The sequence below is a fragment of the Pseudomonas sp. MWU12-2020 genome, assembly GCF_023100605.1.
Taxonomy (GTDB): Bacteria; Pseudomonadota; Gammaproteobacteria; order Pseudomonadales; family Pseudomonadaceae; genus Aquipseudomonas; species Aquipseudomonas fluorescens_H.
In genome coordinates this window covers 110,206-133,787 of sequence record NZ_JALMEX010000008.1, presented here as the reverse complement: position 1 = coordinate 133,787, position 23,582 = coordinate 110,206, and the positions used below count along the sequence as shown (strand labels likewise).

General features: G+C 61.2%; 19 protein-coding genes. 8 read left to right on the top strand and 11 right to left on the bottom strand.

Annotation, left to right across the window (positions count from 1 at the left end; all coding sequences use genetic code 11):
* Positions 1–58: 58 nt before the first annotated feature.
* Positions 59–946 (bottom strand): LysR family transcriptional regulator, encoded by an 888-nt coding sequence (locus M0814_RS19140; RefSeq protein WP_103484787.1) that lies wholly within the window; start codon positions 944–946, stop codon positions 59–61.
* A gap of 267 nt (positions 947–1,213) precedes the next feature.
* Between M0814_RS19140 and M0814_RS19135 the strand changes: the two genes are divergently transcribed.
* Together M0814_RS19135 and M0814_RS19130 are read left to right on the top strand one after the other, a co-directional pair.
* Positions 1,214–1,426: a type II toxin-antitoxin system HicA family toxin gene (locus M0814_RS19135; RefSeq protein WP_103484786.1), complete on the top strand. Its 213-nt coding sequence runs from the start codon at positions 1,214–1,216 to the stop codon at positions 1,424–1,426.
* Entirely contained in the window at positions 1,426–1,830 is a 405-nt protein-coding gene (locus tag M0814_RS19130) for a type II toxin-antitoxin system HicB family antitoxin (protein ID WP_103484785.1), read from the top strand. Before M0814_RS19135 ends, M0814_RS19130 begins: the two co-directional genes overlap by 1 nt.
* A gap of 54 nt (positions 1,831–1,884) precedes the next feature.
* On the opposite strand, the gene M0814_RS19125 is transcribed toward M0814_RS19130, so the two are convergent.
* Positions 1,885–3,072, bottom strand: a complete 1,188-nt coding sequence (locus M0814_RS19125; RefSeq protein WP_003222953.1) for an MFS transporter — start codon at positions 3,070–3,072, stop codon at positions 1,885–1,887.
* A gap of 243 nt (positions 3,073–3,315) precedes the next feature.
* Here M0814_RS19125 and M0814_RS19120 point away from each other — a divergent pair, with 243 nt between their 5' ends.
* Positions 3,316–3,936, top strand: coding sequence for a DUF5666 domain-containing protein (locus M0814_RS19120; RefSeq protein ID WP_103484784.1), 621 nt, complete (start codon positions 3,316–3,318; stop codon positions 3,934–3,936).
* Between the two features lie 182 nt (positions 3,937–4,118).
* Here the strand turns inward: M0814_RS19120 and M0814_RS19115 are convergent, their stop codons facing one another.
* The 8 genes from M0814_RS19115 to gcl all read right to left on the bottom strand — a co-directional run bounded on the left by M0814_RS19115 (position 4,119) and on the right by gcl (position 13,818).
* Positions 4,119–5,117 (bottom strand): sulfate ABC transporter substrate-binding protein, encoded by a 999-nt coding sequence (locus M0814_RS19115; protein WP_103484783.1) that lies wholly within the window; start codon positions 5,115–5,117, stop codon positions 4,119–4,121.
* Between the two features lie 105 nt (positions 5,118–5,222).
* Positions 5,223–6,047, bottom strand: a complete 825-nt coding sequence (locus M0814_RS19110; RefSeq protein WP_003222956.1) for an ion transporter — start codon at positions 6,045–6,047, stop codon at positions 5,223–5,225.
* 22 nt (positions 6,048–6,069) lie between these two features.
* Positions 6,070–6,984 carry an urea transporter gene (locus M0814_RS19105; protein ID WP_103484782.1) on the bottom strand — a complete coding sequence of 305 codons (915 nt, stop codon included), beginning with the start codon at positions 6,982–6,984 and terminating at the stop codon, positions 6,070–6,072.
* A gap of 198 nt (positions 6,985–7,182) precedes the next feature.
* The gene (pyk, locus tag M0814_RS19100; RefSeq protein ID WP_103484781.1) at positions 7,183–8,598 is read right to left on the bottom strand and encodes a pyruvate kinase; all 1,416 of its coding nucleotides are present in this window, start codon (positions 8,596–8,598) and stop codon (positions 7,183–7,185) included.
* The gene (locus M0814_RS19095; RefSeq protein WP_103484780.1) at positions 8,595–9,869 is read right to left on the bottom strand and encodes a glycerate kinase; all 1,275 of its coding nucleotides are present in this window, start codon (positions 9,867–9,869) and stop codon (positions 8,595–8,597) included. The genes pyk and M0814_RS19095 overlap by 4 nt, the downstream gene beginning before the upstream one ends.
* Before the next feature lie 161 nt (positions 9,870–10,030).
* Positions 10,031–10,924 carry a 2-hydroxy-3-oxopropionate reductase gene (locus tag M0814_RS19090; RefSeq protein ID WP_003222962.1) on the bottom strand — a complete coding sequence of 298 codons (894 nt, stop codon included), beginning with the start codon at positions 10,922–10,924 and terminating at the stop codon, positions 10,031–10,033.
* A 161-nt stretch (positions 10,925–11,085) separates the two neighbouring features.
* Positions 11,086–11,868 (bottom strand): hydroxypyruvate isomerase, encoded by a 783-nt coding sequence (gene hyi, locus M0814_RS19085; protein WP_003222964.1) that lies wholly within the window; start codon positions 11,866–11,868, stop codon positions 11,086–11,088.
* Between the two features lie 174 nt (positions 11,869–12,042).
* Positions 12,043–13,818: a glyoxylate carboligase gene (gene gcl / locus M0814_RS19080; RefSeq protein ID WP_103486058.1), complete on the bottom strand. Its 1,776-nt coding sequence runs from the start codon at positions 13,816–13,818 to the stop codon at positions 12,043–12,045.
* A 268-nt stretch (positions 13,819–14,086) separates the two neighbouring features.
* Between gcl and M0814_RS19075 the strand changes: the two genes are divergently transcribed.
* Positions 14,087–14,527, top strand: a complete 441-nt coding sequence (locus M0814_RS19075) for a heme-binding protein (protein WP_003222968.1) — start codon at positions 14,087–14,089, stop codon at positions 14,525–14,527.
* Between the two features lie 211 nt (positions 14,528–14,738).
* The gene (locus M0814_RS19070) at positions 14,739–15,197 is read left to right on the top strand and encodes a transposase (RefSeq protein ID WP_103486059.1); all 459 of its coding nucleotides are present in this window, start codon (positions 14,739–14,741) and stop codon (positions 15,195–15,197) included.
* A 113-nt stretch (positions 15,198–15,310) separates the two neighbouring features.
* On the opposite strand, the gene M0814_RS19065 is transcribed toward M0814_RS19070, so the two are convergent.
* Positions 15,311–15,916: a TetR/AcrR family transcriptional regulator gene (locus M0814_RS19065; RefSeq protein ID WP_007969638.1), complete on the bottom strand. Its 606-nt coding sequence runs from the start codon at positions 15,914–15,916 to the stop codon at positions 15,311–15,313.
* A gap of 261 nt (positions 15,917–16,177) precedes the next feature.
* On the opposite strand from M0814_RS19065, the gene M0814_RS19060 reads away from it, so the two are divergent.
* The 3 genes from M0814_RS19060 to M0814_RS19050 are packed head-to-tail and all read left to right on the top strand — an operon-like array spanning position 16,178 to position 23,520.
* A complete protein-coding gene (locus M0814_RS19060; RefSeq protein WP_003222969.1) occupies positions 16,178–17,311 on the top strand; it encodes an efflux RND transporter periplasmic adaptor subunit in 1,134 nt (377 codons plus the stop codon).
* A gap of 13 nt (positions 17,312–17,324) precedes the next feature.
* Entirely contained in the window at positions 17,325–20,408 is a 3,084-nt protein-coding gene (locus M0814_RS19055; protein ID WP_103486060.1) for an efflux RND transporter permease subunit, read from the top strand.
* The gene (locus M0814_RS19050; RefSeq protein WP_103486061.1) at positions 20,398–23,520 is read left to right on the top strand and encodes an efflux RND transporter permease subunit; all 3,123 of its coding nucleotides are present in this window, start codon (positions 20,398–20,400) and stop codon (positions 23,518–23,520) included. Before M0814_RS19055 ends, M0814_RS19050 begins: the two co-directional genes overlap by 11 nt.
* The last annotated feature ends 62 nt before the right edge of the window (positions 23,521–23,582 follow it).

Here is a 23,582-nt window from a genome sequence, read left to right as displayed (position 1 = left end):
GGATGCTGAAACGTTATTCGAATTAAATGAAAATCGCAATAAACGAAACGTGGCCAGTTCAGGTCAGGTGTTTCAGCAAATTTTCCATGTACTCCACAAACGCCCGCGCCTTCGCACTGACCATCCGCCCCGTGGGAAACACTGCCCACAGGTCCTGATCCGGCAATCCCCAATCGCTCATCACCGCCCTGACCGCACCGCTTGCCAGCTCCGGGGCGAACATCCATTGCGAGGCGATGGTAAGGCCCTGATCGGCCAGCACGGCTGCGCGCAAACCCTCGGCGGCGCTGACACGCAGGCGGCCGGTCAGGGTTTGCGTCTGCTGTTCGCTGCCTTGGGTGAAGGTCCAGGTGGCACCGCCGCTGAGGTTGTAGACGATGCCTTGGTGCTGATCCAGATCGGTAGGGCAGCACGGCTCGCCGTGGCGGGAGAAGTAGGCCGGGGTGCCGAGCACCACGCGGCGGCAGTCGGCGATCTTGCGCGCGGTGAGGCTGGAGTCGCTGAGCGGGCCCATGCGCAGGGCGACGTCGATGCCTTCTTCGACCAGATTGATGTTGCGGTCATCGAGCATCAGGTCGATGTTCAATTGCGGATGCTGATCGAGAAACGGCCCCAGTTGCGGCACCACATGCAGGCGTCCGAAAGTCACCGCCGCGCTGATGCGCAAGTTGCCGCTTAAGCCGCTGGCGCTGCCACGGGCGGCGTTATCGGCTTCGTTGGCTTCGTCGATGGCGCGTCTGGCCCGTTCGAAAAACGCGAGTCCGGCTTCGGTCGGCGTCAGGCCGCGAGTCGAGCGCAGCAACAGGCTGACCGCCAGGCGTTTTTCCAGTTGAGCGATGGTTTTCGACACGGCGGGCTGACCGATATTCAGGCGTCGGGCGGCAGCGGAAAACGAGCCGGTTTCGACCACGTAGACGAAGGTTTCCATGGCGGCGAGGCGGTCCATCAGTCTTCCTGCAAATCTGAAAGTTGTCGTAGTCCCCTTGTGGGAGCGGGCTTGCTCGCGAAAGCGGTCTGACATTCAGCACAGGTATTGGCTGATCCGACGCCTTCGCGAGCAAGCCCGCTCCCACAGGGAATAGGGTGCTGAGTGTAATCCGCGTCCATTCAATCACATGCTGTAAAACAACCGAACGTCGTTCTGCAGATTTATGTGCTTGAGTAAAGATAACTCTAGAGTTACTTTTATTCGGCCGGAGCAAGGAGGCGGTAGGTGCAAAGCAGGCTATTGATCAAGGAGCTGGAGGAGGCAGGCTGGACGCTGGATCGAGTCACCGGCAGTCATCACATCTTCACTCACCGTTACAACCCTTACACCATTCCCGTTCCCCACCCGAAAAAGGATTTACCGTTGGGGACGGTCAAAAGCATCAGGAGGCGTGCCGGGTTGCACCACCCGCCAGCCAGCAACAAGGGAGATCCATAATGCAATATCCGATCTGCATCGAATGGGGTGACGACAACACCGCCATCGGTATTCAGATACCTGACATTCCCGGCGCCGTCACGGCTGGGGATACCTTCGAGGACGCCTACAACGCAGCCGTTGAAATTGCTCACATCATGCTGCAGGAGATAGCGGCGGACGGGGAATCGATTCCCATGCCGACATCGGCAGCGGGCCATCGCAATAATCCGGAGTTTGCCGATATGGGCTGGGGGATGCTCGAGCTGGATATCTCGCCGTACATGGGCAAGACCGAGAAGGTCAACGTGACGTTGCCAGGTTATGTGATCCAGCGCATCGATCGTTATGTGCGTGAACACAATGTCAAAAGCCGCTCTTCGTTTCTGGCGGATGCGGCGATGGAGAAACTGGTTCGCTATTAAGCGTCATCGCTCCCATAGGCGCAGTGAGCAACCTGTGGGAGCGAGCCTGGATGCCTACGCCGTTGCCAAAGAACCACGCTGCGACGCACTCAGGAACCGCAACAACGCCAGCAGCGGGAACGCGCTACCGACAATCACGATCCACAACCAGCCACCGTGCTCATACACCGCACTGGCCACCGACGAGCCGAAAGCGCCGCCGATGAAGATGCTGGTCATGTACAAAGCGTTCAGGCGACCGCGGCTTTTGGCATCGAGTGAGTACACCGCGCGCTGGCCGAGGACCATGTTCATCTGTACGCAGAAATCCAGTACCACGCCAGTCACGGCCAGGCCAATCACGCTGTAGGCCGGGTGGATGAAGGCGGGCAGGAAGCTCAGGCTGGCGAACAGCATGGCCAGCAGCGAAGCGATGCGGGTGTGGCCGGCGTCAGCCAGGCGTCCACTGATCGGCGCGGCGATGGCACCGATGGCGCCGACCAGGGCGAAGATCGCGATTTCGCTTTGCGACAGGCCATGGTTGCGCGCCAGTTCCAGCGGCACCGCGGTCCAGAACAGGCTGAACGTGGCGAACATGCAGCCTTGATAAAACGCCCGCTGACGCAGCACCGGTTGCTGGCGCAGCAGCGTCCACAGTGAGCCGAGCAACTGGCCGTAGGACGCGCTGTGATCCGGTTGGCGCTTGGGCACGGTCAACGCTAAAACCACGCTGATCGCCGCCATCAGAGCTGCCGCGATCATGAACATCGCACGCCAGCCGAAATGGTCAGCCACCACGCTCGACACCGGTCGCGCCAACAGAATGCCCAGCAGCAGGCCGCCCATGATCCCGCCGACCACCCGGCCACGGGATTCCTCCGGCGCCAGGTGCGCAGCCAGCGGAATCAGGATCTGCACCGACACCGAGCTGAAGCCCACCAGCAACGAGATCAGCAGGAACACGTTGGGCTGACTGGTGAACGCCGCGCCGAGCAGGCTGGCAATCGCCACCACCGTGGTGATGATCATCAACCGACGGTTTTCCAGCAGGTCGCCCAGCGGCACCAGGAAGAACAGGCCCAGCGCATAACCGATCTGCGTCAGCGAGACGATGAAGCTGGCCATGGTGTCGGAGAGGCCGATGTCTGGCGCGATCAGGCCGATGATTGGCTGTGCGTAGTAGATGTTGGCGACGATGGCGCCGCAGCAGAAGGCGAACAGCAGCACCATGCCTCGGGTCATTGCGTGAGTTGTGGCGTTCATAAGGTTTCTCGATCCAGCGAAAGGGAATGCGGTGAGGCTAAGGGACGTACCGAAGCGGCGGTAGAAGCCTTTGATCGATATCAGTTATTCCGTTGCGGAATGATTGGCTTCCAACAGGGTGTCGTCCATCGGCGAACCTTGCGTCCGGCCGGGGAGGGTCGATGATACATTCACTTACATGTTCTTCGATAGCGTGCTTATGTTTACTTCTGCGCTATTACTGTTCATGAACGGAGGATTGCCATGTTGCGTCAGCTGCTGCGTCACACGACTACGATTGCCTTGCTTGGCCTGCTCAGTGCCACTGCGGTGCAGGCCACCGATGCCCCGGGTACGCGTCTCGGCGTGCGCGGCGAGATCACCGGGGTCGGCGCCGACTCGCTGAAAGTCCACGTCAACAGCGGCGAGAATGTGGTGATCCGGTTGAACCCGGACACCAGGATTCGCGCCGTCACCCTGGCCAATATCGAGGACATCAAACCCGGCAGCTACATCGGCTCGGCCGCCATGCCCCAGGAGGACGGAACCCTGAAGGCGCTCGAAGTGCATGTGTTCCCGCCGGAACTGGCCGGCAGCGGCGACGGCCATCGGCCATTCGACCTGGCCAAGGGCAGCAGCATGACCAATGGCAGCGTCGGTGATCTGGTGGTCAGCAATGGCCGCGTGCTGACGGTCAATTACAAGGGCGGACAGCAGAAGATCCTGGTGCCGGAGGACGTGCCGATCGTCAACCTGACGCCGGGGGATCGCAGCTTGCTCAAGGTCGGGGTGAAGATTGTCAGCTTCGTGACCCAGGACGCAGACGGCACGTTGACGGCGCAATCGATTTCCGCCGGCAAGGATGGCGTCACGCCGCCGATGTAACTGGCTGACAAACAATCCCTCTGTGGGAGCGGGTTGCTCGCGAATGCGGTGTGTCAGATACATGTTTTTGACTGACACACCGCATTCGCGAGTAACCCGCTCCCACAGGGGAAGTGTGGTGATTTCAATGCCCACAAAAAAGGCGACCTGTCGAGGTCGCCTTTTTCGTTATCGCTTAAGCCTTACTGGCCGGTATAAATCTGATCAAAGATTCCGCCATCATTGAAGTGGGTCTTTTGCACCGAACGCCAGTCACCGAAGGTTTTCTCCACCGACAGGAAGTCGACTTTCGGGAAACGGTCGGTGTACTTCGCCAGCACTGCCGGGTCCCGTGGACGCAGGTAGTTGGCGGCGGCGATTTCCTGGCCTTCCGGCGACCACAGGTACTTCAGGTATTCATCGGCAGCGGCGCGGGTGCCTTTCTTGTCGACCACTTTGTCGACCACCGACACGGGTGGCTCGGCTTCGGCGGAGACACTTGGGTAGATCACTTCGAACTGGTCGCGGCCAAACTCGCGGGCGATCATTTCGGCTTCGTTCTCGAAGGTCACCAGCACGTCGCCGATCTGGTTGGTCATGAACGTGGTGGTCGCGGCGCGGCCACCGGTGTCCAGCACCGGCGCTTGTTTGAACAGTTTGCCGACGAACTCCTTGGCCTTGTTCTCGTCACCGCCGTTTTTCAGCACATAGCCCCAGGCCGAGAGGTAGGTGTAGCGGCCGTTGCCCGAGGTTTTCGGGTTCGGCACGATCACCTGCACGCCGTCCTTGAGCAGGTCCGGCCAGTCTTTCAGGGCTTTCGGGTTGCCTTTACGGACGATGAACACGGTGGCCGAGGTGAACGGCGCGCTGTTGTTCGGCAGGCGGGTCACCCAGTTTTCCGGAACCAGTTTGCCGTTGTCGGCGAGGGCGTTGATGTCGGTCGCCATGTTCATGGTGATGACGTCAGCCGGCAGGCCATCGATCACCGAACGCGCCTGCTTGCTCGAGCCGCCGAAGGACATCTGCACGGTGATGTTTTCGTTGTGTTCAGCCTGCCAGTGTTTCTGGAACGCAGTGTTGTAGTCCTTGTAGAAATCGCGCATCACGTCGTAGGAAACGTTCAGCAGAGTCGGAGCCGCCTGAGCGATGTTGCTCAGGGCCAGGCCAGCGGCGAGAAGTGAGGCGCCAAAGAGTTTTTTCACTGCGCATTCCTTGTTGTGTCGGTGATGACGGTAGGGGGTGATACCGTTTTGCCAGCGACTATAGCCGGGGCGGCATAGTCGCTTAAAGATTAAAAAGCTCTGTGCTTATTCCATTTTCTTGAACAGGGCATTGCCACAACGCGAGCAGAACGAAGCTTCGTGTTCATGGCTGCTTTTCGAGCAGACCGGGCAGTCGTGTTGCTGCTGACCCCCGCGCATGGCGGTAGCCAGTTCGGCGGTGAAAATCCCGGTCGGCACGGCGATGATCGAGTAACCGGTGATCATCACCAGCGACGAAATGATCTGGCCCAACACCGTTCTGGGCACGATGTCGCCGTAACCCACGGTGGTCAGCGTCACGATAGCCCAATAAATGCCTTTGGGAATGCTGGTGAAGCCGTGTTCCGGACCTTCGACCACGTACATCAAGGTGCCGAACACCGTGACCAGCGTGCAGACGCTGAGCAGGAACACGAGGATTTTCTGCTTGCTGCCGCGCAGGGCGTCGAGCAGGTAGTGGGCCTGTTTCAGGTACGGGCCGAGCTTGAGCACCCGGAAGATCCGCAGCATTCGGATGATCCGGATAATCAGCAGGTACTGCGCGTCGCTGTAATACAGCGCGAGGATCCCGGGCACGATCGCCAGCAAGTCCACCAGCCCGTAAAAACTGAAGGCGTAGCGCAGTGGTTTGGGCGAGCAATACAGACGCAGGATGTATTCGCTGAGGAAGATGACGGTGAAGCCCCATTCGATGTACGCCAGCACGTTGGCGTAGTTCTGGTGGACTTCATCGATGCTGTCGAGGATCACCACCACCAGGCTTGCCAGAATGATCAGCAGCAGGGTGCTGTCGAAACGGCGCCCGGCCACGGTGTCGGTCTGGAAAATGATCACGTACAGGCGATTGCGCCACGTGTCGTTGTTGTTCATGCAAGTCGCCCTGGCCATAAAATCAGCGCAGCCTAGGTTGATTCTCCCCATGAGCGCAAGACGGGCTTTCGACCGCGCTGTTGCCGAGCATCTGCGCGCCAGCGCGGATCAGCCAGCAGGCAAGGATAAACGGCGCGGTGAGCGTCGCCAGGCCAATGGCGGCGAACAGCGGGGTGACCAGCAGCGCAACGACAATACCCAGCAGTGGCAGCCACGGTTGTTGGCGTTGCGCACTGAAGGCGAGGGCGGCAAGCACCGCGTTGTAACTGCCCAGCCCCAGCAGCGCAGCAACGGTTTCGTGGTGCAACAGACTGGACGCAAGGCCGATGGCCGACGCGAGCAGCGCCCAGCAGAATGCCCGACGATCGGCGATCAACAAGCCGATGCCGATCAACGCGCCGGCCAGAGGATGGCCGAGGAACATCACTTGGCCGAGGCCTTTGAGTGCTGCCGCGAGCAGATTGAGGGTGCTCATTTCGACCGCTGGTATCGGCGCGGATGGCTCAGCGAACAGCAACAGCACCCAACTCATTCCAACAAAAGGCGCGGTGTAGGCCGGCATGCTTTGGCTCAGACGCACGCGCTTGAGCCATTGCTGTGTGACCATCGCACTCAGGCCGCCGGCAGCCAGGATCAGCGGCGGCAACATTGGCGACCAAGGGAAATACAGGCTCAGCAACAAGCCGAGCAGCACGCCGTTGTAACTGAACAATCCGGCCTGGCGATCAGCCTTGGCGTAGTTGCGCCGCTGCGCGGTAAGCAACCCGGCGACCGCACCGAGCAACGCACCGGCAAACAGCACCGGCGCGGTGAGCAGGATCGCCAGTAGGCACAGCAGGCCGCACAGCGGATGGCGCTGAAGGAATATCTGACTGAAACCGTTGAGCAAAGCCTCGGCCCAGTCGGGGCAGTGGGTGTTGAAATGATTGGCAGGCATGTTGAAAAAATCTGGGCAGTTGGAAAATCAAAAGGTCTTGCATAAATGTGGTGAGGGGATTTATCCCCGATGGCTGCGAAGCAGCCCTAAATCGGGGAGTGCGGTTTTTCTGTGAAAACCGTCACTCTCTTGAAAGCGGTGACTGCTGCGCAGTCAATCGGGGATGAATCCCCTCACCACAGGGTTCAGTCGCAATCGTCAGATCAGCGTTTCGATCCGCAGCGAATTAGTCGATCCTGGCTGCCCGAACGGCACCCCGGCGGTGATCAGCAACGTATCGCCACGCTCGGCCATGCCTTGCGCCTGAGCGATTTCCAGCGCGGTCGAACACACTTCATCGACCTGACGCAGGCGATCGTTGACCACCGAGTGAATACCCCACGCCACGCTCAAGCGCCGTGCCGTCTGCAGGTTCGGCGTCAGGTTGAGGATCGGCGCTTTCGGCCGTTCCCGCGCTGCACGCAATGTCGAGGCGCCTGACTCGCTGTAGTTGACCAGCACCGCCACCGGCAGCACGTTGCTGATGCGGCGGATCGCGCAGCTGATGGCATCGGACACCGTCGCCTCGGCTTTCGGTCGGCTGACGTCGAGTTGAGTCTGATAGTCCGGACCGTTCTCCACCTGACGGATGATTTTGCTCATCATCTGCACCGCTTCCAGCGGGTATTCACCGGACGCGGTTTCGGCCGAGAGCATCACCGCATCCGCGCCCTCAGCCACAGCGTTGGCCACATCAGTGACTTCAGCGCGGGTCGGTGCCGGAGAGAAGCGCATCGACTCGAGCATCTGCGTCGCCACCACCACCGGTTTGCCGAGTTCACGGCAGGTGGTGATGATGTTTTTCTGGATCTGCGGCACGCTTTCCGCTGGCACTTCCACGCCGAGATCGCCGCGAGCCACCATGATCGCGTCGCTCAGTTCGGCGATTTCACGCAGTTGTTCAACTGCAGACGGCTTCTCGATTTTCGCCATCAGGAACGCCTTGTCGCCGATCAGTTCGCGGGCCTCGAGAATGTCCTGCGGACGTTGCACGAACGATAGCGCCACCCAGTCCACACCCAGCTCCAGACCGAAGCTCAGGTCGCGGCGATCCTTGGCGGTCAGTGGGCTGAGGTCGAGCACCGCTTGCGGCACGTTCACGCCTTTGCGGTCCGAGAGTTCGCCACCGTTGAGCACGGTGGTGTCGATCGCGTCGGAGTATTTTGTGACCACGCGCAGGCGCAGTTTGCCGTCATCCAGCAGCAGATCCATGCCGGCTTCCAGCGCGGCAATGATCTCCGGATGCGGCAGGTTCACCCGGCGTTCATCGCCCGGCGTAGCGTCCAGATCGAGGCGGAACGCCTGACCGCGATGCAACTGCACCTTACCGTCGGCGAACTTGCCGACGCGCAGTTTCGGCCCCTGCAAATCCATCAGGATGCCCAGCGGATAGTTGAGCTGGCGCTCGACTTCGCGGATCCACTGATAGCGCTGGGCGTGGTCGGCGTGATCGCCGTGGCTGAAGTTCAGGCGGAAGATGTTGACCCCGGCCTCGACCAGCTCACGGATGTCGTCGATGCCGTCGACAGCAGGCCCGAGGGTGGCGAGGATTTTGACCTTTTTATCAGGCGTCATGATTTAGAGTTCTCAAGGATCAGGATGGCGCGGAAGTCGTTGACGTTGGTGCGGGTCGGCTCGGTGACGATCAGCGCATCGAGCGCCTCGAAGTAGCCGTAACCGTTGTTGTTATCCAGCTCGTCACTGGCGCTCAGGCCCAGAGCGGCGGCGCGGGCGTAGCTGTCCGGGGTCATGATCGCGCCGGCGTTGTCTTCCGAGCCGTCGATGCCGTCGGTGTCACCGGCCAGTGCATAAACGCCGGGCTGGCCCTTGAGGCTGTCGGTGAGGCTGAGGAGGAATTCGGCGTTGCGTCCGCCACGGCCATTGCCGCGCACGGTCACGGTGGTTTCGCCGCCGGAAAGAATCACGCACGGCGCCGCCAGCGGCTGACCATGGTTGATGATCTGCCGAGCGATGCCGGCGTGGACCTTCGCCACTTCACGTGACTCACCTTCCAGGTCGCCAAGGATCAGTGTGCTGAAACCGGCCTGACGGCATTTCACCGCCGCGGCATCCAGCGATTGCTGCGGGCGGGCGATCAACTGGAAGTGACTGCGGGCCAGGCTCGGATCACCGGGTTTGACGGTTTCCGATTCCGGGCTTTGCAGCCAGTTGCGCACCGAGGCCGGGACTTCAATGTTGTAGCGCTTGAGGATCGCCAGCGCTTCAGCCGAGGTGCTTGGGTCGGCCACGGTCGGGCCGGAAGCGATGACCGTGGCGAGGTCGCCCGGCACATCGGAAATTGCGTAGGTATACACAGTGGCAGGCCAGCAGGCCTTGCCGAGGCGGCCACCCTTGATCGCCGAGAGGTGCTTGCGCACGCAGTTCATCTCGCCGATGGTCGCGCCGGATTTGAGCAGGGCTTTGTTGATCGACTGCTTGTCGGCCAGGGTAATGCCTTCGGCCGGCAGGGCGAGCAGGGCAGAGCCGCCACCGGAGAGCAGGAAGATCACGCGGTCGTCTTCGGTCAGGTTGCTGACCAGTTCCAGCACGCGTTTGGCCACGGCCAGACCGGCGGCGTCCGGTACCGGATGCGCGGCTTCGACCACTTCGATTTTTTCGCACGGAGCGCCGTGACCGTATCGGGTCACCACCAGACCGGATACTTCACCCTGCCAGCAGCGCTCGACCACCTGCGCCATGGCAGCTGCGGCTTTGCCGGCACCGATGACGATCACCCGACCGCTGCGATCAGCAGGCAGATGGGCTTCGAGGACTTGGTTCGGATGGGCCGCGTCGATGGCTGTGGCAAACAGCTCGCGCAGCAGTTGTTGCGGATCGACCGACATGGCGGGCTCCCGGAATTCTTGTTATTCGAAAGGGCGGTAGAGATCCCTGTGGGAGCGAGCTTGCTCGCGAAAGCGATGGATCAGGCAATATCCATGTCGACTGATACGCCCTCTTCGCGAGCAAGCTCGCTCCCACAGGTTCAAGCGGTGGGGCAGTGGCTTTATTTTTTGTCGCGAATCGAGAAGTTGGCCATGTGTTCCAGACCCTTGATCAGCGCCGAGTGGTCCCAGTTGCTGCCACCGATGGCCGCGCAGGTGCTGAACACTTGCTGGGCGTTGGCGGTGTTCGGCAGGTTGATGTTCAGCTCCTTGGCGCCTTGCAGGGCCAGGTTCAGGTCCTTCTGGTGCAGGCTGATGCGGAAGCCCGGATCGAAGGTGCCTTTGATCATGCGCTCGCCGTGCACTTCGAGGATCTTCGACGAAGCGAAACCGCCCATCAGCGCTTCACGCACCTTGGCTGGATCAGCACCGTTTTTCGAGGCGAACAGCAGGGCTTCAGCCACGGCCTGAATGTTCAGCGCGACGATGATCTGGTTCGCCACTTTGGCGGTCTGACCGTCGCCGTTGCCACCGACCAGAGTGATGTTCTTGCCCATGGCCTGGAACAGCGGCAGTGCGCGTTCGAAGGCATCGGCGTCGCCACCGACCATGATGCTCAGGGTCGCAGCCTTGGCGCCGACTTCACCACCGGATACCGGGGCGTCGAGGTATTGCGCGCCTTTTTCGTTGATCTTCTTGGCGAAAGCCTTGGTGGCGGTCGGCGAGATCGAGCTCATGTCGATCACCACTTTGCCTTTGCCGATGCCGGCAGCAACGCCGTCGGCGCGGAACAGCACGTCGTCGACCTGCGGGGTGTCCGGGACCATGACGATGATGAATTCAGCTTCCTGCGCCACTTCGCGCGGGTTGGCCAGAGCGACGGCGCCAGCGGCGACCAGATCGGCCGGAGCGGCGTCGTGATGCGCCGACAGGAACAGGCTGTGACCGGCTTTCTGCAGGTTCGAAGCCATTGGGTGGCCCATGATGCCGGTGCCGATAAATCCGATTTTAGCCATGAGAAAATCCTCTTGTTTTTGTCTTGCTCAAGCGAAATAGGGGGTGTTGCCTTGGGTGGGAGCGGGCTTGCTCGCGAATGCGGTGGAACATTCAATATCCGTGTTGACTGAACCACCGCATTCGCGAGCAAGCCCGCTCCCACAAGGGTTTTGCAGTGTTCTTAAATTGCGTTGTGGCTCTTGAGCCAGCCGAGACCGGCCTCGGTGGTGGTCAGCGGCTTGTATTCACAGCCAACCCAACCCTGATAACCGATGCGATCCAGGTGTTCGAACAGGAAGCGGTAGTTGATTTCACCGGTGCCCGGCTCGTTGCGCCCCGGGTTGTCCGCGAGCTGCACGTGGTTGATCTCGCCCAGGTGCGATTGCAGGGTGCGGGCCAGATCGCCTTCCATGATTTGCATGTGATAGATGTCGTATTGCAGGAACAGATTGGCGCTGCCGACCTGCTCGCGAATCGACAGGGCTTGCGCCGTGTTGTTCAGGTAGAAACCCGGGATGTCGCGGGTGTTGATCGCTTCCATCACCAGTTTGATACCGGCCGCCTGCAGCTTGTCGGCCGCGTACTTGAGGTTGGCGACGAAGGTTTTCTCCACGGTCACATCATCAATGCCTTGCGGACGGATACCGGCCAGGCAGTTGACCTGGGTGTTGCCCAGCACTTGTGCGTAGGCAATCGCCAAATCGACCCCGGCGCGGAATTCTTCGACCCGATCCGGCAGACACGCGATACCGCGCTCGCCCTTGGCCCAGTCACCGGCCGGCAGGTTGAACAGCACTTGGGTCAGACCGTTGGCATCGAGCCTGGCCTTGATTTCGGCAGAGCTGAAGTCGTACGGGAACAGGTATTCCACACCACTGAAACCGGCTTTGGCGGCGGCGTCGAAACGGGCAAGGAAATCCTGTTCGGTGAACAGCATGGACAGGTTGGCTGCGAAACGCGGCATGGTGGTCTCCCGTAAATCTTGTGAGGATCCCCTTGTGGGAGCGGGCTTGTGTGGCGAGGGATTTTGCTCCCGCTGGGCTGCATAGCAGACCCAGGATTTTCAGGGCAGCTTCGCCCCAGCGGGAGCAAGCTCCCTCGCCACATGGCCCGCTCTCACAGGGAGAGCGGTCAGCAGTTAATCAAGCAACGAAATCGCCGTTGGCGCGTCGTTGCCGACCAGTGCCAGGTCTTCGAATTCGTTGACGGCGTTGATCTCGGTCCCCATGGAGATGTTGGTCACACGCTCCAGGATGATCTCGACAATCACCGGTACCTTGAACTCTTCGATCATCTGTTCGGCCTTGCGCAGGGCAGGGGCGATTTCCGATGGTTCGAACACCCGCAGGGCCTTACAGCCGAGGCCTTCGGCGACTGCGATGTGGTCGACACCGTAACCGTTGAGTTCCGGCGCGTTCAGGTTATCGAAGGACAGTTGCACGCAGTAGTCCATTTCGAACCCGCGCTGGGCCTGACGGATCAGCCCCAGGTACGAGTTGTTCACCACGACGTGGATGTAAGGCAGTTTGAACTGAGCGCCGACCGCCAGCTCCTCGATCATGAACTGGAAGTCATAGTCCCCCGACAGGGCCACGACTTTCCGGCTCGGATCGGCCTTGACCACGCCCAGCGCCGCCGGAATGGTCCAGCCCAACGGGCCGGCCTGGCCGCAGTTGATCCAGTGACGCGGCTTGTAGACGTGCAGGAACTGCGCGCCGGCAATCTGCGACAGACCAATGGTGCTGACGTAGCAGGTGTCCTTGCCGAACACCTGGTTCATCTCTTCGTAAACGCGCTGCGGCTTGACCGGCACGTTGTCGAAGTGGGTCTTGCGGTGCAGGCTGGCTTTGCGCTGCTGGCAATCCTGCAGCCAGGCGCTACGGTTTTTCAGCTTGCCGGCGGCTTGCCATTCACGGGCGACTTCGATGAACACGGTCAGCGCGGCAGCGGCGTCGGAGACGATGCCCAGATCCGGAGTGAACACGCGGCCGATCTGCGTGCCTTCGATGTCAACGTGAATGAACTTGCGGCCTTCGGTGTAGACGTCGACCGAACCGGTGTGACGGTTGGCCCAACGGTTACCGATGCCCAGTACCACGTCGGATTTCAGCAGCGTGGCGTTGCCGTAACGGTGCGAGGTCTGCAGACCGACCATGCCGACCATCAACGGGTGATCGTCCGGAATGGTGCCCCAGCCCATCAGGGTCGGGATCACCGGAATACCGGTCAGCTCGGCGAACTCCACCAGCAGATCGCTGGCATCGGCGTTGATGATGCCGCCACCGGCCACCAGCAATGGGCGCTCGGCCTGATCCAGCAGGGCCAAAGCCTTCTCGACCTGAATGCGGCTCGCGGTTGGCTTGGCCAGCGGCAGCGGCTGGTAGGCGTCGATGTCGAATTCGATTTCAGCCATCTGCACGTCGAACGGCAGGTCGATCAGCACCGGGCCTGGACGGCCGGAGCGCATTTCGTAAAAGGCTTTCTGGAATGCGTAAGGCACCTGGCCCGGCTCCAGAACCGTGGTCGCCCACTTGGTGACGGGCTTGACGATGCTGGTGATGTCGACGGCCTGGAAGTCTTCCTTGTGCATACGGGCGCGGGGTGCCTGGCCGGTGATGCAGAGGATAGGGATCGAGTCGGCCGAGGCGCTGTAGAGCCCGGTGACCATGTCGGTACCGGCAGGGCCGGACGTACCGATGCACACGCCGATGTTGCCGGCCTTGGTGCGGGTGTAACCCTCGGCCATGTGTGACGCGCCTTCGACGTGGCGAGCGAGGACGTGATCGATGCCACCGACTTTCTGCAGGGCGGAGTACAGCGGGTTGATCGCAGCACCCGGAATGCCAAAAGCGGTATCAACCCCTTCACGGCGCATCACCAGAACGGCGGCTTCGATTGCTCTCATTTTGCTCATGGTTTTGTGCCTCTTTACGTTTTGTAATTGTATACAAGTGGCTTTGCGCAGAGTGTATTCACGGCGGACGGCGCAGGTCAATCCATTTTCTCAAGCGTCTGTTTCATTCGTCGGAAGCCGGTTTTGCTGTGGCTTTTCGTCGCATGTGGCGCCTTTCGAGAATTATTGTATACAAAAAAATAATTCATTGTGTTCTATTTGTGGCATCGGTCTGCGGCACTTGAGCGCAGCCCCACGACTTTCCCAATAACAAAATGAGGACGGCACCATGAGCGCTTTAACCTTGAAAGTCGCAGTCAACCTGGTCAATCAGGCCATCAGCACCGGACGCGGCATCAACGCCGCGCCGCTGACCATCGCGGTACTCGATACCGGCGGCCACCTGATCACCCTGCAACGCGAAGACGGCGCCAGCCTGCTGCGCCCCAACATCGCCATCGGCAAAGCCTGGGGCGCCATCGCCCTGGGCAAGGGCTCACGCCTGCTGGCGCTGGACGCCCAACAACGCCCGGCGTTCATCGCCGCACTCAACAGCATGGGCCAGGGCAGCGTCGTCCCGGCCCCGGGCGGGGTGTTGATTCGTGATCAGGCGGGGAACGTGCTGGGCGCGATCGGGATCAGCGGCGATCTGTCGGATATTGATGAGCAGGTGGCGATCAAAGCGGTGGAGGCGCTGGATTTGAGGGCGGATGCGGGGGTGGCGGCTTGATCTGTAGCGTCTGATTAACCGCTTTCGCGAGCAGGCTCGCTCCCACATTGGATTTGTGTTTAGACACCAAATGTCTGAATACCCAAGTCCACTGTGGGAGCGAGCCTGCTCGCGAAGGCGATCTTCCGTACACATCCTGCTAAACGTCTGACGCTGCTCGGAAATTCACTGAACTAGCCTTTTCATAATCAGGACATGAAAAGGCAAAGGAATGCTGGATCTATCTGCTTCAAATCGTTTGCGCATTGGTCGCTACTCCGAACAAAACCGCATCTACTTACTGACTACCAATACGGCGGGAAGGCAGCCTGTTTTCAGCGACTTTGCACTGGGTCGATTGGTCGTCAGCCAATTTCGCATCGCAGAGGAGATGGGGTTTGCCAATTCGTTGGCCTGGGTCGTCATGCCAGATCATTTTCATTGGCTGATTGAATTGAAGCGTGGTTCGCTCAGCGAGTTGATGCAGCGTACAAAATCCCTCAGCACCAAAGCCGTGAATCTCTCGACGGGTCGAAAGACCAGTCTTTGGCAATCTGGCTTTCATGATCGTGCATTGCGCAGAGAAGAAGATCTGGTGAAGTTGGCTCGGTATATCGTGGCCAACCCGTTGCGGGCTGGTCTAGTGGAGAGGCTTGGAGACTATCCGCTGTGGGATGCCATTTGGGTTTGAGCTGATATCGAGTTGCTGCCATTCGCGAGCAGGCTCGCTCCCACATTGGATAGGCGGCGGTTATAAATCTCCTGTGGGAGCGAGCCTGCTCGCGAAGCGCTCAACGAGGTCTATCAGTCCGGCTCACACCCCTTCAACACCAACCGAATGATCGTCTGCGCCGCCGCTTCGTAATCCGCCTCGTCCAGTTTGTCCTTGCCGGTGACCGCAGAGATCTGCCAGTCGAAGTCGGCGTAGGTCTGGGTCGCGGCCCAGATGCTGAACATCAGGTGGTTGGGGTCGATCGGGGCGATCTGGCCGCGGTCGATCCAGCTCTGGATGCAGTCGATATTGTGCTTGGCCTGGCTGTTGAGCTGCTCGACCAGGTCGGCGCTGAGGTGCGGGGCGCCGTGCATGATTTCGCTGGCGAACACCTTGGAGGCGAAGGGCAGGTCGCGGGAGATGCGGATCTTCGAGCGGATGTAGCCACTGAGTACTTCGCTCGGCACGCCGTCCGGGTTGAACGGAGTCGAGGCCTGCAGGATCGGCACGATGATGCTTTCCAGGACCTCGCGGTAGAGGTTTTCCTTGGACTTGAAGTAGTAGTAGACGTTGGGCTTGGGCAATCCTGCCTTGGCGGCGATGTCGCTGGTTTTGGTCGCAGCGAAGCCTTTGTCGGCAAATTCCTCACTGGCGGCACGCAGGATCAGTTCTTTGTTGCGCTCGCGGATTGTGCTCATAAACCCGGTGGTTCCTTGCCTGTTCTGGCGGTTGCGCATGGTAGCACCGGCCTCGCGCAGCGCTCAAGAATGCCCCGGCCACGGGGCGGACGGACTTCGCTGTCTCGGGGCTGAACGAACCTGCAGATCTTTGGGTGAACTCGGGAGGCGCTGCTAGAGTTCAAGGCAGCGATCAAGCCATTGGCCAGGGATTTGCCTTGTATGGCCGGGCTTCACTTTCAATTGCCGTGTGTGATTGTCGGCCTGTTCGAGTGAAATACCGTGGAAAAACGCAGACGCAGCAAAATCGCCTGGGCCATCGTTGTGCTGGGGCTTGTATTGCTGGCAGTGGTGCTGTGGCTGTTCCTCGCGTCGAACCAGCGCAAGCCCAAGCCACCGCCGCCGGCCGAACCCGTGGCAACGGTCGCAGTCAAGTTGCAGGATGTGCCGGTGTACATCGACGCCCTCGGCACTGTCACCCCGACCCGCAGCGTGACAGTGATCACCCAAGTCGACGGAATTTTAAGCTCGGTCGAATTCCAGGAAGGCCAGCAGGTGCGCAAGGGCCAGGTGATCGCCCGCATCGATGACCGCGCACTCAAGGCGCAATTGGCGGTGGCCAAGGGTACGCTGATGCACGATCAGGCGTTGCTTGCCAACGCCGTGCGCGATCTGGCGCGCTATCGCGAGCTGATCAAGGTCGGTTCCACCACCCAGCAAACCCTCGATACCCAGGCCTCCCTGGTGCAGCAACTGCAAGGTACGGTCGCTTCCGATCAGGGCAGCGTGCAGAACCTCGAAGTGCAATTGAGTTATTGCACCATCACCTCGCCGGTGGATGGCGTGGTCGGCCTGCGCCAGGTCGATCCCGGCAACTACGTGACCACCACCAGCACCACCGGGATTGCGGTCATCACCCAGATGACCCCGGCCACGGTGGTGTTCGCCGTGCCCGAAGATGATCTGGGCGCAATCAATCAGGCCATGGCCAAGGGGCCGGTGACGGTGCTGGCCTACGACCGCAACAAGCACAATCTGCTGGCCACTGGCAGTCTGCTGGCGCTGGACAACCAGGTCGATACCAGCACCGGCACGATCAAGGTCAAGGCGCAGTTTGACGATGCGGGCAAGGCGCTGTTTCCCAATCAGTTCGTCAATGCGCGACTCAAGGCCGACACGCTGACCCAGATCAGCGTGGTGCCGACCCGGGCGATCCAGCACGGCAGCAAGGGCGATTTCGTGTTCGTCGTGGTCGATCCGGGCAACAAGGTCAGCCTGCGCAACATCAAGACCGGCCCGGCGACGGGGGACGTCTCGGCAGTGCTCGACAACGGCGTGAAGGCCGGTGAGCAGGTGGTCACCGAGGGCGCCGACAAACTCGACGATGGCTCTGCGGTGAAAGTCGTCGCGCAGTGAGGAGGCGCCCAACATGAACGTCTCGCGCCCCTTCATCGAACGCCCGGTCGCTACCACGCTGTTGATGGTGGCGGTGCTGTTGCTGGGCATGCTCGGTTATCACTTGCTGTCGGTGTCGGCGTTGCCCGAGGTCGATTACCCGACTATCCAGGTCTTCACTCAATACCCCGGCGCGAGTCCCGAGGTGATCAGTTCGTCGATCACCGCGCCGCTGGAGCGTCAGCTCGGCGAGATGCCGGGCCTCAAATCGATGAGCTCCACCAGCTCCGACGGCGCTTCGGTGGTGACCCTGCAATTCGATCTGTCGCTGTCGCTGGATGTTGCCGAGCAGGAAGTGCAGGCCGCGATCAACGCCGCCGGCACGTTCCTGCCAGCCAACCTGCCGTACCCGCCGGTGTACAGCAAGGTCAATCCGGCCGACGCGCCGGTGCTGACCCTGTCGCTGACCTCCGACGTGCTGCCGCTGACCAAGGTTGAAGACCTTGCCGACACGCGGCTGGCGCAGAAAATTTCGCAGATCACCGGCGTCGGCCTGGTCACCATCAGCGGCGGTCAGCGCCCGGCGGTGCGGGTCGAGGCCAACACCTCGGCGCTGAACAATCTCGGTCTGTCCCTCGATGACCTGCGCACTTCGCTGGGCACGGCCAACGTCAATCAGGCCAAGGGCAATATCGACGGCAAATATCAGGCGTATTCGATCGGCACCAACGACCAGTTGCAGTCGGCCGAGGAGTACCGCGACCTGGTGATCGCCTACAAGAACGGCGCGCCGATCCGTCTGTCGCAGATCGCCAGTTCGACCCAGGGCCCGGAGAATCCACGCCAGGCCGCGTGGACCAATAGCACGCCGTCGATTGTCCTGAATATCCAGCGCCAGCCCGGCGCCAACGTGATCGACGTGGTTGACCGTGTGCAGCAACTGTTGCCCAAATTGCGCGCCAGTCTGCCGGCGACGCTCAAGGTCAACGTGCTCACCGATCGCACGCAAACCATTCGTGCCTCGGTCACCGACGTGCAGTACGAACTCGGTGTGGCGGTGCTGCTGGTGGTGATCGTGATTTTCCTGTTCCTGCGCAATCTCCCGGCGACGATCATTCCGGCGGTAACCGTTCCGCTGACCCTGGTCGGTACGCTTGCAGTGGCCTATGGGCTGGGCTTTTCGCTGAATAACCTGACGTTGATGGCGCTGACCATCGCCATCGGTTTCGTGGTCGATGACGCCATCGTCATGATCGAAAACATCACCCGTTACATCGAGGCCGGCGACTCGCCGATGGAGGCTGCGCTCAAGGGCTCGGAGCAGATCGGCTTCACGATCATTTCGCTGTCGGTGGCGCTGATCGCGGTGATGATTCCGCTGCTGTTCATGGGCGATGTGGTCGGGCGATTGTTCCGTGAATTTGCCATGACCGTGGCGGTGACCATCGTCATCTCGGCGCTGATCACCCTGACCCTGACGCCAATGATGTGCTCGCGCATGCTCAAGCACAGGCACGAGGAGCGCCGGGTCGATTTCTTCGACCGGATCAACGGCTATTACGTCAAGGGCCTGGACTGGGTGTTGCTGCACCGCGGGTTGACGCTGATTTCCATTGTGTTCACCGGGGCACTGACCCTGCTGATCATTGTGGTGATGCCCAAGGGCTTTTTCCCCGAGCAGGACACCGGGCTGATCCAGGGTATTTCCCAGGCCTCGCCGACGATTTCCTTCCAGCAGATGCAGATCGAACAGCAACGGCTGGCCGCACGAATTCTGAAAGATCCCGCGGTGGCCAGCCTGTCGTCGTTCGTCGGTATCGACCAGACCAACCCGACGATCAATCAGGGCAACCTGCTGATCAACCTCAAGCCCCACGGCGACCGCGACAGCAGCGCGGCAGTGATTCGCCGGCTCTCGGACGCCAACGCCGACGACGCCGGGATTCGCCTGTACCTGCACAGCGTGCAGGACCTGACGCTGGACGCCACGGTCTCGACCACCAGCTACCGCCTCGGCCTGCAGGCCACCGACCCGGATGAGCTGGAGCAGTGGACCAACACATTGCTGGCGGCGATCAAGCAGGACCCGATGTTCACCGATGTGCAGAGCCAGGCGATGCAGTTCGGCAATCAGATCCAGCTCAACTTCGACCGCGCCACCGCTTCACGTCTGGGGATCACCCCGCAAGCCATCGACGATGTGCTGTACGACGCCTTCGGCCAGCGTCAGGTGTCGACCATCTACACCCAGCTCAACCAGTATCACGTGGTGATTGCCACTGATCATCCGCCGCACAATCTGGCCGATTTGCTGACCGGGCTCTACGTCGATATTCCCGGCGGCGGGGTGGCACCGCTGTCCAGCATGGCGACCATGCAGGTGATTCGCGCGCCGGTGACCATCAACCGCCTCGGGCAATTTCCCTATGCCGACGTGTCGTTCAACCTCGCCCCCGGCCAGACCCTTGGTGCTGCAGTGACCCGGCTCAACGAGATCGAAGCCAAGGCCGGCCTGCCGCTGTCGGTGCAGGCTAATCTGGAGGGGGCGGCGGCGACGTTCGAGGCGTCACTGTCGAATCAGGTGTTTCTGGTGCTGGCGGCGATCATCGTCGTGTACCTGATGCTGGGCATTCTCTACGAGAGCTTCGTGCACCCGGTGACGATTCTTTCGACCTTGCTCTCGGCAGCGCTGGGCGCGCTGCTGGCGTTGCTGATCACCGGCACGCAGTTCGACATCATCGGCCTGATCGGCATCGTGCTGTTGATCGGGATCGTGATGAAGAACGGCATCATGATGGTCGACTTCGCGCTGGAGCTTGAGCGCGAGGGCGGGCTCGATGCCGTGGCGGCGATTCGTCAGGCGGCCGAGCTGCGTTTTCGGCCGATCCTGATGACCAGCATGGCCTCGCTGTTTGGCGCGGTGCCACTGGCGCTGGGCACCGGGATCGGTTCGGAGCTGCGTCATCCGCTGGGCATCGCGATCATCGGCGGGCTGCTGCTCAGTCAGTTGTTGACGCTGTTTTCGACCCCGGTGATTTTCCTCGCCATGCACAGTCTGGAGCAGCGTTTCACTCGGCGCCGGCCAGCGCTGGTCGAGGCCTATCGCGATGAACCTTAGCGCGCCGTTCATCCAGCGCCCGATCGCCACCACGTTGCTGGCGGTGGGGCTGGCGCTGTTCGGCGTGTTGGCGTTCAACCTGCTGCCAGTGGCGCCGCTGCCGGAAGTGGATTTCCCCACCATCAGCGTGCGCGCTTCGTTGCCCGGCGCTGATCCGAGCACTGTCGCATCGTCGGTGGCGACGCCGCTGGAGCGCCAGTTCGGGCAGATCGCCGGGGTCACTGAAATGACCTCGTCGAGTTCGCTGGGGGCGACGCGCATCACCCTGCAGTTCGACCTCAACCGCGACATCGACGGCGCCGCCCGGGACGTGCAGGCGGCGATCAACGCGGCGCGCAGCAATCTGCCGAGCGACCTGTCCGGCAACCCGACCTACCGCAAGGTCAACCCGGCCGACTCGCCGATCCTGATCCTCAGCCTGACCTCCGACACCGCGACACGCGGGCAGATGTATGACGTGGCCTCGACCCTGCTTGAGCAACGCCTGTTGCAGACCACCGGGGTCGGCGACGTGACGGTGGGCGGCGCGGCGCTGCCGGCGGTACGCATCGAGCTCAACCCGGATCGGCTCAACCGCTATGGCGTCAGCCTCGAACAGGTGCGCCAGGTGATTCAGGCGTCCAACGTCAATCTGCCCAAGGGCACGGTGGCGCTCGGCGCTCAATCCTATGGCCTCAAGGCCAACGACATGCTCTATCAGGGCGCCGATTACGGGCCGTTGGTGGTGAAGAAAAACAATGGCGATCTGGTGCGCATTTCTGATCTGGGCGACGTCACCGAAGACGTCGAAGACCTGCGCAACTTCGGCCTGTCCAACGGCAAACCAGCGGTGCTGCTGGTGGTGTTCAAGCAGCCCGGGGCCAACGTCATCGACACCGTGGATGCGGTGAAGGCCGACCTGCCGTTTCTGCAAAGTTCGATCCCTTCGGCGATCAAGATCAACATCCTGATGGATCGCACCACCACCATTCGTGCGTCGTTGCATGACGTGGAAATGACCCTGCTGATTTCCATCGCACTGGTGACGCTGGTGACGTTCGCGTTCTTCCGCGACTGGCGCAGCACGCTGATCCCGGCCATCGTCGTGCCGTTGTCGCTGCTCGGCACGTTTGGCGCGATGTACTTTCTCGGCTATAGCCTGAACAACCTGTCGTTGATGGCGCTGACCATTTCCACCGGGTTTGTGGTGGACGATGCGATCGTGGTGGTCGAGAACATCATGCGCCATCTGGAGAAGGGCGAAAGCCGTGTGCAGGCGGCGCTGGCCGGGGCGCGCGAGGTCGGCTTCACGGTGATGACCATCAGTGTGTCGCTGGTGGCGGTGTTCATTCCGTTACTGCTGATGGGCGGCATAGTCGGGCGACTGTTTCGCGAGTTTTCGATTTCGCTGTCGGTGGCCATCGTGATTTCGATGCTGGTATCACTGACCGTGACGCCGATGCTCGCCAGCGTGCTGCTGCGTACCAATGAGCAGGCTGGGGACGGCGAAGATCATCCGGATTCGCGCTTTCACCGCTTCTATGACCGCACCCTGGGCTGGGTGGTGGAGCATTCGTTCCTGATGGGGTTGCTGACGTTGCTGGTGATCGTGCTGGCGTGCGTCCTGTACGTGATGGTGCCCAAGGGCTTTTTCCCGCAGGAAGACACCGGGCGCATGTCCGGCAGCATCATCGCGGCGCAGAGCATTTCCTTCGGGGCGATCCAGTCGAACTTCAGCGAGATCAACCAGAAGGTGCTGAGCAATCCGAACGTGGCCACCGTCGGTGGTTTTGTCGGCGGTGGCGGCGGGATCGGCGGCGCGGTCAACAGTGCGCAGTTGTTCATTACCCTCAAATCACTGGCCGATCGCAAGGACAGCGCCGATCAGGTCATCGGGCAGATTCGCCGCACCCTGGGCGACATGCCCGGCACGCGCCTGTACCTGCAATCAGCGCAGGACATCACCGTTGGCGGGCGGCAGAGCGGGGCGCAGTATCAGTACACGATGACCGCCGATGACCAGAGCACCCTCGATGAATGGGTGCCCAAAGTCGTGGCGGCGCTGCACACCTTGCCGCAACTGACCGACATCAACACCGATCAGCAGGACAACAGCCTGATGGCCAGCGTCACCGTCAATCGTGATGCGGCGGCGCGACTGGGCGTGAGCATGTCGGCCATCGACCAGACGCTGTATGACGCGTTCGGCCAGCGTCAGGTCTCGACCATCTACCGTTCCGCCAACCAGTACCACGTAGTGATGGAAGTTGCGCCGCCGTACTGGGCTGACCCGGCCACCCTGAAAAATGTCTACGTGCCGGTGGGCACGGCGGCCGTCACCACCAAGGGCGCTGCGGCGGCGCCGAACCTCAGCGCCACCGCTTCGCAACCGTTGGTGCCGCTGTCGGCTGTTGCTGATTATTCGGTGGGGCGCACAGCGATTTCGATCAGTCATCAGGGCACCTTTCCAGCGGTGACCGCTTCGTTCAACCTCGCGCCAGGCGTATCCATCGGTCAGGCGACGGCGTTAGTGGAAAACGCCGTGAAGCAATTGCGCATGCCGGCCAGCGTGGTCGGCCAGTTCGCCGGCACCGCGCAGGTGTTCCAGTCTTCGGTGGCCAGTGAACCGCTGCTGATCGTCGCGGCGCTGCTGTCGGTGTATGTCGTGCTGGGGATGCTTTACGAGAGTCTGGTGCATCCGCTGACGATTCTTTCGACCTTGCCCTCGGCCGGGGTCGGTGCGTTGATCGCGTTGCTGCTGACGGGGACTGAACTGTCGATCATCGCGCTGGTGGGGGTGATTCTGTTGATCGGGATCGTGAAGAAGAACGCGATCATGATGATCGACTTCGCCATCACCGAGCGCCGCGAATTCGGCCTCAGCGCGAAAGAAGCGATTCGCCGCGCCTGTCTGATCCGTTTCCGGCCGATCATGATGACCACGCTGGCGGCAATTCTTGGCGCGCTGCCGCTGGTGCTCGGCACCGGCTATGGCTCGGAGCTGCGCCGACCGTTGGGGATTTCGATCATTGGCGGCTTGCTGTTCAGCCAGTTGCTGACGCTGTACACCACGCCGGTGATCTACCTTTGGCTGGATCGGGCGTCGCAGCGCCTGAAGCGTAAGGAGCAATAGATGAAACGTCGCAAATCCCCTGTGGGAGCGGGCTTGCTCGCGAAGGCGTCGGGTCAGCCAGC